20 protein-coding genes are annotated in these 13,432 nt (G+C 38.5%); 2 read left to right on the forward strand and 18 right to left on the reverse strand.

Translation table 11 applies throughout. The features are described 5' to 3' along the window. Positions 1 to 17: 17 nt before the first annotated feature. The 13 genes from BIV20_RS11570 to dinB form a co-directional block, all read right to left on the reverse strand. Positions 18 to 1,052, reverse strand: coding sequence for a TIGR00341 family protein (locus BIV20_RS11570; protein ID WP_143524542.1), 1,035 nt, complete (start codon positions 1,050 to 1,052; stop codon positions 18 to 20). Positions 1,053 to 1,144: 92 nt separating this feature from the next. Then, positions 1,145 to 1,561: a low molecular weight protein-tyrosine-phosphatase gene (locus BIV20_RS11575; protein WP_242939827.1), complete on the reverse strand. Its 417-nt coding sequence runs from the start codon at positions 1,559 to 1,561 to the stop codon at positions 1,145 to 1,147. 286 nt (positions 1,562 to 1,847) lie between these two features. Beyond that, positions 1,848 to 3,047, reverse strand: a complete 1,200-nt coding sequence (locus BIV20_RS11580) for a site-specific integrase (protein WP_075720881.1) — start codon at positions 3,045 to 3,047, stop codon at positions 1,848 to 1,850. Between the two features lie 81 nt (positions 3,048 to 3,128). Further along, positions 3,129 to 3,356, reverse strand: coding sequence for an excisionase (locus tag BIV20_RS11585; protein ID WP_242939828.1), 228 nt, complete (start codon positions 3,354 to 3,356; stop codon positions 3,129 to 3,131). Continuing rightward, positions 3,349 to 3,714: a type II toxin-antitoxin system PemK/MazF family toxin gene (locus tag BIV20_RS11590; protein WP_075720883.1), complete on the reverse strand. Its 366-nt coding sequence runs from the start codon at positions 3,712 to 3,714 to the stop codon at positions 3,349 to 3,351. Before BIV20_RS11590 ends, BIV20_RS11585 begins: the two co-directional genes overlap by 8 nt. Continuing rightward, positions 3,711 to 4,130 (reverse strand): recombinase family protein, encoded by a 420-nt coding sequence (locus tag BIV20_RS11595; protein ID WP_075720884.1) that lies wholly within the window; start codon positions 4,128 to 4,130, stop codon positions 3,711 to 3,713. The genes BIV20_RS11590 and BIV20_RS11595 overlap by 4 nt, the downstream gene beginning before the upstream one ends. Position 4,131: 1 nt before the next feature. Then, positions 4,132 to 4,482 carry a helix-turn-helix transcriptional regulator gene (locus BIV20_RS11600; protein WP_075720885.1) on the reverse strand — a complete coding sequence of 117 codons (351 nt, stop codon included), beginning with the start codon at positions 4,480 to 4,482 and terminating at the stop codon, positions 4,132 to 4,134. Between the two features lie 143 nt (positions 4,483 to 4,625). Beyond that, complete coding sequence (locus BIV20_RS11605) at positions 4,626 to 4,994, reverse strand: recombinase family protein (RefSeq protein WP_075720886.1); 369 nt, start codon at positions 4,992 to 4,994, stop codon at positions 4,626 to 4,628. Between the two features lie 154 nt (positions 4,995 to 5,148). Further along, positions 5,149 to 5,496, reverse strand: coding sequence for a helix-turn-helix domain-containing protein (locus tag BIV20_RS11610; protein WP_075720887.1), 348 nt, complete (start codon positions 5,494 to 5,496; stop codon positions 5,149 to 5,151). 170 nt (positions 5,497 to 5,666) lie between these two features. Continuing rightward, positions 5,667 to 5,870 (reverse strand): hypothetical protein, encoded by a 204-nt coding sequence (locus BIV20_RS11615; protein WP_242939829.1) that lies wholly within the window; start codon positions 5,868 to 5,870, stop codon positions 5,667 to 5,669. A gap of 176 nt (positions 5,871 to 6,046) precedes the next feature. Beyond that, a complete protein-coding gene (locus BIV20_RS11620) occupies positions 6,047 to 6,334 on the reverse strand; it encodes a hypothetical protein (RefSeq protein WP_075720889.1) in 288 nt (95 codons plus the stop codon). Further along, on the reverse strand, positions 6,307 to 6,549 hold the full coding sequence (locus tag BIV20_RS11625; protein WP_075720890.1) for a LexA family protein: 243 nt from the start codon (positions 6,547 to 6,549) through the stop codon (positions 6,307 to 6,309). Before BIV20_RS11625 ends, BIV20_RS11620 begins: the two co-directional genes overlap by 28 nt. Positions 6,550 to 6,564: 15 nt before the next feature. Next, positions 6,565 to 7,812 carry a DNA polymerase IV gene (dinB, locus tag BIV20_RS11630; protein ID WP_075720891.1) on the reverse strand — a complete coding sequence of 416 codons (1,248 nt, stop codon included), beginning with the start codon at positions 7,810 to 7,812 and terminating at the stop codon, positions 6,565 to 6,567. A 235-nt stretch (positions 7,813 to 8,047) separates the two neighbouring features. On the opposite strand from dinB, the gene BIV20_RS11635 reads away from it, so the two are divergent. Together BIV20_RS11635 and BIV20_RS11640 are read left to right on the forward strand one after the other, a co-directional pair. Next, positions 8,048 to 8,782: a helix-turn-helix domain-containing protein gene (locus tag BIV20_RS11635; RefSeq protein ID WP_075720892.1), complete on the forward strand. Its 735-nt coding sequence runs from the start codon at positions 8,048 to 8,050 to the stop codon at positions 8,780 to 8,782. A gap of 84 nt (positions 8,783 to 8,866) precedes the next feature. Beyond that, positions 8,867 to 9,067, forward strand: a complete 201-nt coding sequence (locus BIV20_RS11640; protein ID WP_004611564.1) for a helix-turn-helix transcriptional regulator — start codon at positions 8,867 to 8,869, stop codon at positions 9,065 to 9,067. Positions 9,068 to 9,254: 187 nt separating this feature from the next. Here BIV20_RS11640 and BIV20_RS11645 read toward each other — a convergent pair whose 3' ends face one another. The 5 genes from BIV20_RS11645 to BIV20_RS11665 all read right to left on the reverse strand — a co-directional run bounded on the left by BIV20_RS11645 (position 9,255) and on the right by BIV20_RS11665 (position 13,416). After that, positions 9,255 to 10,271 (reverse strand): ADP-ribosylglycohydrolase family protein, encoded by a 1,017-nt coding sequence (locus tag BIV20_RS11645; RefSeq protein ID WP_075720893.1) that lies wholly within the window; start codon positions 10,269 to 10,271, stop codon positions 9,255 to 9,257. A gap of 81 nt (positions 10,272 to 10,352) precedes the next feature. Continuing rightward, positions 10,353 to 11,135: a metallophosphoesterase gene (locus tag BIV20_RS11650; RefSeq protein ID WP_075720894.1), complete on the reverse strand. Its 783-nt coding sequence runs from the start codon at positions 11,133 to 11,135 to the stop codon at positions 10,353 to 10,355. Positions 11,136 to 11,162: 27 nt separating this feature from the next. Further along, positions 11,163 to 11,357: a hypothetical protein gene (locus tag BIV20_RS11655; protein ID WP_075720895.1), complete on the reverse strand. Its 195-nt coding sequence runs from the start codon at positions 11,355 to 11,357 to the stop codon at positions 11,163 to 11,165. 28 nt (positions 11,358 to 11,385) lie between these two features. Next, positions 11,386 to 11,913, reverse strand: a complete 528-nt coding sequence (locus BIV20_RS16690; RefSeq protein ID WP_075721066.1) for an O-acetyl-ADP-ribose deacetylase — start codon at positions 11,911 to 11,913, stop codon at positions 11,386 to 11,388. Between the two features lie 1,266 nt (positions 11,914 to 13,179). Further along, a complete protein-coding gene (locus tag BIV20_RS11665) occupies positions 13,180 to 13,416 on the reverse strand; it encodes a hypothetical protein (protein ID WP_075720896.1) in 237 nt (78 codons plus the stop codon). Positions 13,417 to 13,432 lie beyond the last annotated feature (16 nt).

Consider the following 13,432-nt stretch of genomic DNA (forward strand, 5'->3'; position numbering starts at 1 on the left):
TATTTTTAACTTTTTCATTATTCTTTTATTTTCTGACATATTTCGCAGGGTTCGCTGTACAGTTCTCTAATCCACTCTTCCATTATTTTTTCTTTTTCCTTGGACAACTCTTCTGAAACAGTAAGATTGAATACCCGTTTCTTTTCTACTTTTTTCTGTTCATTTACGAATTCTACTGTACTGATTTCCACCTTTTCCACTTCCGGAAATAAAATCCGGATTTGTTTTGTTATGGATTCGATACTTACATTTTCCTTTTCAAATCCGGTTAAGGATTCCTTATCTGCATTCGTATTCTGTACCATAATGTATGCTACAACTATACTTGGCAATATCATGATAATGGTATTTCGTATAATCGCCTTTTTCAACCTTTTCCATTGTTCCGGCGTAATCTCTCTAATCTCTTTTTTCTTGGGTACTTTCAACACCAATAAGATTGCCGCGGAAGAGAAAAAAATGAAATAGGAATTCACAAGAAACAGATACCCTGCTCCTAAAAGGAATCTCCACTGTCCGGTTGCAATTCCATACCCGCAGGTGCAAAGCGGCGGCATCAGCGCTGTTGCAATAGCCACACCCGGAATCACATTAGACTTTTCCTTTCTGGTAATTCCTATAATTCCGGCAAGCCCTCCAAACAATGCTATCAAAACATCCCAAATCGTTGGCTGGGTTCTTGCAAGTAATTCGGATGTCGTGGTAGAAATAGGTGAAATCAAAAAATATAATGTAGATGTAATTAAACACACTGCCACTTGGAACATTAGTCCTATCATAGATTTTCGAAACAGTCTCAAATCAGCTGTGGCCGTTCCATAGGCCGCCGCCTGAATACTTCCCATCAATGGCGAAATCAACATGGCACCGATAATCACCGCGGTAGAGTTCATATTTAACCCAATGGATGCAATAAAAATCGCCAGCATCAGAACACACATATTGGTTCCGGTAACCTGACCTCCCTCTACCAGTCTGTTCCTGATTTCTTCGTGATCTGCCGTGTCACTTTTTAAGGAAAATGCATCCTTCAGTATTTCTTTTACTGTCATTTTCATAGTCTTCTTTTGCGCCTCTTTCTCTTCTTTTCCTATCCTCTTTCATTTATTTTACTATTGCATAACTTTCCATACCAGTCAATCTTTTATTTTTCTACGTTACTTAAAATGTGTGCCAGCAAACCTTCACATCCCGCTACCACATCTTCGTATGTCTTGTCAAAATCTCCAGTGTACCATGGGTCCGCCACATCCCTGGGATGGTCTGTATAATCCAGTAGCAGGCTTATTTTCTGCTCCGGGTCTTCGCCTACAATGCGAAGCATGTTTTTGTAATTCCAACTGTCCATGCCCACAATGTAATCATATTTTTTGTAATCACTGCGTTCCATGCGTACTGCATATTTTCCGGCTGTGGAAATACCATATTGCGCCAGTTTGTTTCTGGTGCCGTGGTGTACCGGATTGCCGATTTCTTCCATACTGGTAGCAGCAGAGGCGATGTAAAAATCATCGGCGATGCCGCGCTTGGCTACCATGTCTTTTAATACGAATTCTGCCATGGGGGAACGGCAAATGTTGCCGTGGCAAACAAATAAAATCTTGATTTTTCTCATATTTCCAGTATTTTCGGGCTTTTCAAGCCTTTTTACCTTTCTTCATTTTTCACTTATTCTGGCATATTTGGGCATATCTTTGCATATTTTTGTCATCAATTTTGGTAAAAACTTTGGTAAATTTCAAGTCTGTACCAAAGGCAAATCTGCCATTGGGAATCGACAGGTAAGAAATTGGGGATTAAGATAAATACTGGCATTCAGCCATTTTTCTCTCATTTTCATCAGGTCATTATGAATTGATTGCTTTTTGAAAATCTTCCTGTGCATCCTGAAATTTAACATGAGTATAGGTATTCATCGTAACACTGATATCCGAGTGTCCCATAATATACTGAAGCATCTTCGGATTCATTCCCGACTTAGCCATATTAGAACAAAATGTATGACGACACACATGCGGTGTGATTGGCGGCATCTGAACCTTATATATACTATTATACTTTTCCCGAATATGCTGAAAATACTTTTCCCAATGTAATGCCACCATAGGCATATCATTCTTATCAAGGAATAAAAATCCTGTCATTCCATCAACCATCGGTTCAACTTTGGGATTGACCCTGTCCTTAAGTATTCTCTTGAAACAAGCCACCACCTCATCAGACATTGGAACATATCTCTCGCCGCTTTCTGTCTTAGGCTTTTCAATGATATACTGCATCTGACTTGTTCTCTGTAATTGATGATTTACCCGTATTCTTTTGTTTTTAAAATCCAAATCTGATTTTGTAAGCCCACAGAACTCTGATATACGAAGTCCTGTGTTAAAAAGGATAAATATTGCATCATAGTACTTGCAAAAATGCGTATCTTCTTTTATGAATCTTAGAAATTCACGCTCCTGCTTTCTTGTGACAGCTTCTCTTCTCACACTATCATTCACAATCACATTGACTAATTCAAAGCTAAATGGATTCTTGCGAATCAAGTCATCTTCTTCCGCCATCTGGAATGCCGGTCTTAATACACCACGGATAGTATGAATTGAACTATAACCTTTTCCATCTACCCTCTGAAGCTTGATCAACCAGGCTTTCGCATCTGATAATTTCACTTTGTCGATTCTTTTTTTGCCAAAATCATCTTTTTTCAGCAGATTAATTACCGTCTTATAACCAGCATAAGTACTCTGTCTGACCCCTATTTTAAGACTTACATATTTCTCCACTAATTCAAGAACTGTAAGCCCTCCACCTCCTGGAACAAGTCCGTTAAACATATCCTGTTCCAGCTGTTTTTCCTTTTCTCTTAAAGAAAGCTCCATTTTCTTTCCTTTAGGTATAGGATCATTATGGTCCAAACGCCAACTATATAAATTCCCTTCATTTCCATGAATATCTACATATCTAAAACGATAACGTCCATCTGCTCTCTGGTACTCTCCTTCGTGAAGAATTCTATTGCGATTATCTCGTCTTTTCTCACTCATAGCTTTGTCTCCTTTCAAAAAAGAGAGCCCTAGCATGGTTATTGTACCACATTTGTGCCCCCTTTTCTACTACTTTACATATTAAATTGCAGTTGACTCTGCCAGAAATTGCTCAAATTGCTCTTTCTTAAATAAAACTTTGTTTCCTACTAACAGATAAAACTCCCCATTGGGATGGATATCTACAATTTGTCTAAGTCTCTTTTCACCAATGTGATAAAATTGTGCCGCTTCAGTTACAGAAAGCAAATATCGCCTCCATATAGGAATATCTATACTCTGATTCTCTAATTCATTTTCATCATCCATCATATTCTCCAATCTGCAGCTGTCTGACTAACATCGCATCAATCTTTTTTATTGCATCTGTGCTGACAATCATCCCGGCAGTCTGTATTATCTGTTCCTCATTTATTGTGACCAGCTGCTCCGGTAAAAACATTGTTGTATGTCTTAAAAATCCTCTAATTTCTGAAGGCTCAATATTAAAATGTACTGGAATATAATCCTTTCTCATCTTAGTTGTCCCCGGAACAACTGTGTATACAGGTGATTTTCCGTTTGCTTTGTCGCAGCTTATTACAATACATGGTCTCCTTCCAGCTTGTATATGCCTGAGTCCACTTTTTAATTCAGCCCACACAATCATATTTCTCTTTATCTTCACTGCAGATCACCTCTCTTTGGTGGAATATACAAGTCAACCTTTGGTTCCTTCTCATCTACACTGAATAATCTAAACCCAGCTTCCCTTACTGCTCCAATTTTTAAATAAGAATCTGCTATTCCGTCTGAAATAGCATCGAGATTTGTTACGATAAGCGCATCTGCCTTTCCTGCTCTCATATATCTTATTGCCTTATAAAACACTTCATCCCTTAATCGTCGTCCAAAAATTCCTCTTCGGAATACTTTCATAGGAATAAGATTGTTATTGTCAGCAAATTCCATGATTCGTTTCAACTGCTTATCTTCCTTTTTCTCTGCTACAATACAGTCATGCTCCTCATCAGAAGACAACATCACAACACACTTTATTGGCTGTATGGTCAGTGGCTTTTTCTTTCTTCCTGCTCTTCTCATTTCAAACCACTTCCTTTCTTGCCTCTAAGCCTTCAATAAAAATCAAACATGTAGACATTGCATATTCTCTATCACTTGGTTTAAGCATCTGCAATTTATCTTCCAATACAGACAAATCTTTATTCGCATGTTTTTCCCTGCTTTCAATTCCAAACAATGTATTAGGATCTACTCCATACTTTGTTACAATCTTCAGCATAAGATCCAGACTCATCCTATGTCTTCCCTGCTCAATTTGCGAATAATGAATATAACTTACATCAAGGCTCTCCGCCATATCGTTCTGTGTATATCCATATTTATTTCTAATACTTCTCAAAGTATTACCAACTGCATAAATATCATATATCATCCTGAATAACCTCACTATCTAACCGATTCCTGATGTATTCCACAGCCTCAGCCTCTGTTGGGCATTTGATGACTGGCTTCCCATAGTCATCAAATACCACTGTTTCAGAAGCAAATACAATGTAGGAATACCTGCCTAAATTCCTAACACTCAATCGCATAATTGTTGTACCTCGCACTCATAGTACCAAGGTCAAATATTGTCACCCCCAAACCATTTATGCGATCCATCATTGACTTTAAATCTTCAGGATTTCTTGTAATCTCATAAATATCTTCTACGACAAGCACCTTGTAATCTGAAGCCTCAAGAATTTCCACCAGCTGACGCATCTGAGGTCTGTCAACCGATGTAGATGCTCCATCATCTACCACAGTCTGCTCACACTCAATTCCCACACTTAATGCATATGTCTGATCAAGTTCTTTCTGTCTGTTCACATTATTCATACTCATCATGGACTTTATAAACAAAAGTCCTTTGTAAAGTTCTTTTCCGTTATACTTTTTCATGGCTATTACCTTCCTTAATTAAAATATTAAAGAAAGCATTGTGCACGCCGCTTTCAAATTCTGTGCTGTATCTCAAGCACAAGTATATTGTAATCTGCCACACCTTAATTGCCGACCGTGTACAAGCGACACTTATGTCGTGTAAACACGACAATTACTTTTCTGCTGTCACACTTTTCATCGCTTTCATCATTGCAAGCCACTGTCTAATCTGCAATTCATCCATATCTGAAAGAACATCCATTGCCTCAGATAACAGTTCTGATTTTTCTTCATTCTCCCCATACATAATGAAATCAACAGATACACCTAGTACGATTGCCAGATTATCTAATGTCTGTGTCTTAAAATCCCCACCGTTTTCAATCGCAGATAATGCTTGTCTACCTATACCTACTCTATGAGCTAACTCATCCTGTGATAATCCCATCGCCTTTCTCCTATCAGCAATTCGTAATCCTCTCTCATAATCCTTTTCTCTTGTCTGTGCTTTACTGCTCATAAATCCTCCTTGCCGCCCTTGGAAACGAACAAGTCGGATTACCTTTACAGCACAAAAAAAGACGCACGAGGAAACCAGTATCATAAATACTGTTCGTTTCCCCTGCGTCTCTGGTGCTTCCATCTTTCGATGTGCCCTTATCAGGTGGGCTGTAATTTAATTGTCAATCGTTATATTCTGAAAGTCCCATTCTCAGAATGTTCCTTCATCATTCCCTCGGAATACTTCTTGAGTATCATCACTCGCTTGCATCTGTCACACTTAATTCCAATATTCTGAAGTGCCACAGCAGAATCATCTCCGCATACAAAGTATTCCATCATTAATTTGTTGCATTTTTTACATCTAATTTCTAAAACATTTCCTTTATTCAATTCAGTTCGCTCCTTATTCATACAAAATCATCAATCTACAATTCTGTACTCGTAAAGGAAAGGGAAATCACCTTTGCAAGCCTTTTGCCGGGAGTTCCGATGAATGTCTGCACATTCCCCGGCTTTGCTGATCTAAAGCCAACTGATATGAATTGTGCTTTCAGCACACAATCACATCAGGCTCCGGCTCTTTCCATAAACCACATATTGTTATCTTCATAGAAAAGGAATATTTCCTTTCCATCTACCACACAAGTATATCTCTCTCCGACACCACCAGCCTTTGTACTGGCTGCTCTGCGCTTGTCTTTTACTCGGGTAATTTCATACTTTCTGCCATCTTCCCATGTTATCTCTTTTGGAATAAGCAGTCCGTCCTTTGAAAACTCTGCAAGTACATCAACATATACCTTATTGCTCAATATAATCACCTTCCTTACAAGATTGCTATTGCTCTCGGACATTCCATCTTCCTTGCAATATAGCCTTTTTCTTCTAATATTTTCAGATGTGCATAAACACTTGAAGTCGATGCCACCCCTACCATCTTGCATATCTCCCTGATAGTAGGAGCATAACCATTCACACGCTGATATTGCATAATACTTTCATACACATTCTGCTGCTTCTCCGTCAATGGTGCTCTGTCTACCAGCTCAATTCTTGCTGCTTCGCTCATGTTCCGCCTCCCTCTTTATCCAAAGTATCCATGTGGATGTACTGTGTGTTCTTCTTTTGCATTGACTGACGACAAAATCCTATCCCGGTACATGAGTCCCCTCTGGATACTGTAAAATCCAAATCTTCTGCGTATCTCATCCACCGCCAAATCCATCTTCATCTGCTTTTCACGCTTCTCCACACTTGAGAACAAATCAATCTGTTCCCAATAATTATCTGTTACTAGGTCTGCACCTCGGACACCAACACTGCGGATTGGTTTGCTCCAGTTATAGTTTTCCTTAAATATCTGATAAGCATATGCAGCTATCTCTCCGGTGATGTTTGTTGCATGGTCAATCTTTTTCTGACGGGTAAAAGAGAATAGCTCATTATCCCTGACACTTATCTCAACCACTCTGCACCTGAATCCATTCTCACGAAGTCTTGCTGCAACACTCTCAGCCAGAATATAAAGAACAATCTTTACATCCTCATCGCATACTAAATCCTTTGGTGTTGTTGTGCTGTTTCCCACTGATTTAATTGGAGCGTGGGTATTCTCCAGCTTGACAGGTGAATCATCATAGCCATTAGCAAACGACCATAAGATACTGCCCATCTTTCCAAGGTGACTGTTAAGCACATCTTCATCTGCTCTTGCAAGATCACCTATGGTTTTGATACCAAATAATGCAAGCTTTCTGTTCGTACTTTTGCCAACGTATAGAAGATCTGCCACCGGAAGTGACCATGCCTTCTGCTTAAACTCACTCTTATACATAGTTGTGATTGCATCAGGTTTCTTATAGTCTGAACCAAGCTTTGCAAATATCTTATTGAAAGAAACACCAACACTCACTGTGATGCCAAGCTCTGACTTCATTCTCCTGCTGATTTCCTGTGCGATAAGCAATCCATCTCCTTTAAGGGAACTGCTCCCTGTCACATCAAGCCAGCACTCATCAATCCCATATGGCTCCTGCCTGTCCGTATATTCTGCATATATCTCATGTGCCATTCTTGAGAACCGAAGATATAAGTCCATTCTTGGTGAAACAAATGTTATGTCAGGGCAGACCTGCTTTGCCTGCCAGAGTGCCATTCCTGTTTTCACACCGTACTTCTTAGCAATATAGTCGGCTGTTAAGACAATCCCATGTCTTGCCTCCGGGTCACCGCCTACTGCCAGTGGCTTTCCTGCAAGCTCCGGATGATGCAGATGCTCAATCGAGGCATAACAACAGTTGATATCTGAATGAAGTATTACCCTGTCTCCCATCTTCATCACCTCCTGCATTTAATCTGTCACTACCATAACCTTTAGTCCAAGTATATGAGTAATGTTTCTTACAGGGCATAGTATAACCCCAAGAATAATCGACTGTCAACGGACACATGTGTCCTTTTTCTCATTATATTGGATTTTTAACTTGAATAACTGGCACTATTGCTATATACTATGGAGTGAAAAGAGACATTTGAAATCAACAAAATGAAAGAAAAGAGGCGTATGTATGTACTCAATCGGAGAAATCATTTCAACATATAGAAAAAAGAAAGGCTTGCTCCAACAGGATCTCGCTGATGAACTGGCAAAGGAAGGCATTACCATTTCCTATAAAGCCATATCCAACTGGGAGAGAAATCTTGCTGAACCAAGCGTTACCATATTTTACAAAGTGTGTAGAATCCTTGGTATTACTAACATGTATGAAGCATATTTTGGAGTAAATCCTGCCGATCCTTTCTCTTCACTTACTGATGAAGGCAGGGAAAAAGCTACGGATTATATCAATCTGCTCCACGCATCCGGAATGTATGAAAAGCAGACTGCTAAGATAATTCCATTCCGAAGCATTGATATTTTTGAAAATGCCGTATCAGCCGGAACCGGTAACTTCCTTGTAGACGGACCGAAAGAGACTGTACGCATAGATGAATCTATCCTGCCGGAAGATACTACTTTCGGTGTACGCATTAGTGGTGACAGTATGGAACCTGAATTCCACGATGGTCAGATTGCATGGGTATTACAACAGGAATCTGTTGCTAATGGAGAAATCGGCATCTTCGCTCTTAACGGAGAAGCCTATATTAAGAAATTACAAAACGATAAAGACGGAATTTTCCTTATCTCGCTTAACGAAAAGTATGCACCTATCAAGGTTGGAGAAAATGACCGCTTAGACATATTTGGAAAAGTTCTTGGAAAATCTGATGCTTCTGCTATTACAGGACATTGCCGATAAAATTGCAAGTCCTTTTTATCGGACACATTATTTTGCATAATTGACAATAAGAAAATATCTATAGAACTGAAAGAAGGGATTTTTATGGCGGTTACCAATAATATCAGAGAAATCCGGGAGCAGCGTGGCATTTACCAAGATGACCTTGCCGCTGCTATCGGATACAGCACCAAAACTGTCGGCAGGATAGAACGTGGGGACAGTACCCCATCTGCCGAATTTATGCTGCGGATATCAAAATACTTTAATATGCTGGTGGAAGATGTATTCCATGTGGAAGATTGAGCTGGGCACATGACACTAATTATATAAATCTCTTTTCAATATCATCTTCTATCAACAATTTATCTCGTAAACACCATTTGAAATAATCTATTATCAAACACGCGAGCATCTTCTATGCGGTCAACATATTGAATATATCTTTTTGAATATATCTTTCTCCTGTAAAACAATACCGTTTAATGACTGCTTATTTTTTGTCCGTTTTCCTTTGTAAATAAAATATCGCTTTACTTCCACATAACAAACTTGCTTTTTCACACAGTTCTTCAACATACTCTTTCTTCGTTATCTCATCTAACCAGTCTTTCGGTATTGCATCTGCGCCATAATACAGTCCAGCAAGTCCACCTGCAACTGCTGCCACAGTATCTGTATCATGTCCCATATTTACTACTTTTAATAAACACTCTTTCAAGGAATCTGTGGTAATCAGGCACCATACCGCTGCTTCAATGGTTTCAATCACGTAACCTCCGCTTCTCATATCCCTTTCCTCTGTCTGTTGCAGTTCATCCAGATGAAACAACCTTGTGAAATGTGTCATTTCATAGTAATTTTCCCTGTCCTTGCCGTAAAACTTTAGTCCATTATCAATACCCGTTTGCAAAACTTCCTTCAATGATGATTTGTCTCTGTGATGAAGCAGTGCATCAACCATTGCATAATATAATCCGCATGCCATTTTACTTCTGAGATGATTATGTGTTAATCCGGACACTTTATGAATAAGAGCCATCTTATCCTCTTCCGCAGTCTCCTGAGCTAATGCCAGAAATATACACGCCGGGAGAATCCTCATTAAAGAACCATTACCATTAGAGTTTTCGCCTGTGCATCCGCAGGTATCAATTTTCTTGTCCTTTATATAACGATAAATGGCTTCTGTACAGGTATTTCCCTGATCAAAGGCTTCTCCATACTGAGTATATTTTCCTTCTAATTCCCACTTACAGAAGCATTCCATAATGTCCGTCAGATCAATTCTCTTATTATTTACAATACTGTCAAGAGTAGCAAGTACCATACTTCCATCGTCCGACCATGTACCTGCCGGCATATTATAAACACCACCAGATTCCATCCCCCTCACCGGTCCGACTTCTCTTGTAGTAATTTCCTCTTTCTCCATAAACTGTACCGGAACACCTAGTGCGTCCCCTACAATCAGTCCCATCATACCGTCAAGCCATATATTCCTGTCCATATCAAGACCTCCTTCACATTCATCAAGAAGAAAATACCATAGCCATTACCAGAAATGGTCGCCTGTTGTGCGACAAAGCTTCTACACATAGAATATCTTCTCATCATCCAATCTTAAGCATGCCAGTTTCGCATTTGACCTTCTATTTCTGGATGCACATCCGCAATCGATATCGTAGAAAGTACAATCCATTTCTTCGTCATATGATTTATAAACATTTCCATCATTGTATGGCAATTCCTCTTCCAATGTTGTCGGCGTATGCCCGGCTACAACGATACCATGCTCCAAACCACCATATATGTAAGCATCGTCTCTTGCATATAAATAAAAATCTTCTAATGTATCAAAAGTATCATCGGTATCCACACCAGCCAAACTTTCAATATACCCAGCATGAACTACAACAATTTGTTTTCCGCTTACCTCCAGACGATAGAAAAAAGCCATATTCCTAATTCTATCCGCCCATCTCTTTAACACTTCCAAGGTTACGCCTTGTTTTTCAATCAATTCCCGGATTGTCCCATAATGATCAAAGAAATTCACTCCATTACCCTGCTTTAAAGATAATTGCCTAAGCAGTTCATAGATAAGCTTTGTATCATCCAGCGAGGATTCTGAACATTCATTTTGTGACAAAATTCCATACATCAAATCAATACTGTATGCAAATTCTTCATCATGATTTCCTCTAAGAAATATCACATTTTTCGGATTCGACTCAATCCATTTTAACATTTCAAAGCTTTGAGAACCTCTGTCAATATAATCGCCGGCAAAAATCAATGTATCCTCATCAGCAAACGCAATCTGTTCATGCATTTTTATCATATCATCATAGAAGCCATGAATGTCGGACATTACATAATAACTCGTAGAAATCGCCTCCTAGAACATTTTGTTACCTGTTTTCGCTAATATAAGTGCATCATCATAGCTACAATTATTCTCTCTTGCATATTGCATAATTGCACGAGCCAAATATGGATACTTACGAGGATCAACAAATCCATAATTTGCCTCAACCAACGCTCTATGGTAAAGTGCCTGAAGTTTTTCATCGTTAATATCAAATAATCCCATAATGTTTTCTTCCTTTATTTATTATTTCTTACATATCTGTATATAGCTTATCTACTTCACCTTCATAAATTCTATCTGTCTCATTGTCAAATAAAACCCATTCAACAAGGTCAAAGCTATCAGGATTTTCATTCATGAATCTGCTTACTGTTTTTACTGCAATCTTTGCTGCCAGCTCAACCGGAAAACTATACACTCCGGTTGATATGGATGGAAAAGCAATCGTTCTTATTCCATGTTCAAGTGCCAATTTCATAGTATTAAAATAACAGCTTGCAAGTAGTTCCTCTTCCTTACTTCTGCCGCCATTCCAAATCGGACCCACAGTATGTATCACATAATCGCATGGCAGATTATATGCTTTTGTAATCTTTGCCTGACCTGTCTCACAGCCATGAAGAGTTCTACACTCAGCTAAAAGTTCCGGTCCTGCTGCCCTGTGAATAGCACCATCAACTCCACCGCCTCCTAAAAGAGAGTTATTTGCAGCATTTACGATTGCCTGAACATCTGTAATTTTCGTAATATCACCTTTTACCGTTTTGATTAAATACATCTTTTGCCTCTTATCCTTATTTTTCAATGCCTCATACCACATATCAATGACTTCATTTGCAACCATGTGATTACACCCGTATGCCTTTACCAGCTTATCTTCCAATCTATGCATATGCTGACTGGACATATTCTGAATTTTGTTTATCTCCTGTGGTATTCCTTCTTCCAAACATCCAAATAACATATTTCTCTTTAATTTATCATCCGGAATATAATCTAATAACAGTGCCTTAAATAATCTCATATCCGTTAATATGTCTGGATATTTGCTTAATATAGTATTCAAGACATTGTTCTTCATAATGCTATCGTTCTGATTTGAAACCACTTCATAAATCAGTCTAACATGATTTCGATATATATGTTCCCCTGATGCTTTTAGTCGTTTTTCAAACTCTGGTTCAAGCTTTTCTTTGAGATAAAGGTAGTTTCCCATCCCCATACTTACACACTTCATCCCTTTAGGTTCCTTTGTTATAGTGTTGGGAAATCTACTTTTCAATTCATCCTCTAATCTCTCATTTTGTATATAATTAAATCTATACAGCCACATGGTATTTCCATGAATTGTGATAATCGTAATCTCACCAGGGCACCCCATTGCTCCAGGATGAGCAAATGTCCAAGCTATAATATCAGATTCAGCAATCTCATTAATATTCTGCATTGTCAAATAAATGGGGTTATTTGCTCTGTTCTGTATCAATTTCTTTATTTGCTCCTTACTGTCATTTTTTCTCTGAATATTCATAACAAATATCGGATCAGCCTTCACTATATCCATAATCTCATCTCTTGTAGAATCCCCAATATTCACATAAAACATCCCACAGTACCGGCATTTTTTCAGTGAATACTTTTCCTTAAATAAATGTTCATTACATACCAAGCAATGATTCAAATCCTCACTTTTTCTGTACTTATACGGATTGTCGCTTCTCTCAAGCTTCTCTTTTTTCGGTTCAAGACTCCTCTTGTATTTTTCAATATTTTCTCTTTCAATCTGTTCAGCATTTTTTCTGCTCTCCTGTAGTTTCTTAAAATCCTCATACGACTCAGAATAGTCCATACAATGACTCGAACCTACACATTTTCCAGAATAATTTGCTCTCCATCCACATTGACCATCTCTATAGTGAATGCATCTTGCCTTGTGTCTTCGTGGATCATCTTCTTGCTTCTTCGCATATCCTATATGCCAGGGTGTGTCTGGCAATTTGTTGTTATCTACCATGCTTTCACCAACTTTCTCTGTATGCAATTTCTATTGCCAACCTGCCTGCTTACCTACTTCATCGCCTATGATAAAGCCAAGTATTGCAACAAAATAATTGATATTTTTAGTCATCAATCCAATTACACAAATTACAATAATTGCACCTGTTCCAACCCATATTGCTGAACTCCCTTGATTGTGATTCTTTCTAACCTTATGTAACAACCATTGAAGAAAAATAGTACATATAAAAAATCCTACTGCATATAGTATTATCTCCAGCATAAAATCCCCCCTCTTT

Source organism: Roseburia sp. 499 (assembly GCF_001940225.2).
GTDB lineage: Bacteria > Bacillota > Clostridia > Lachnospirales > Lachnospiraceae > Petralouisia.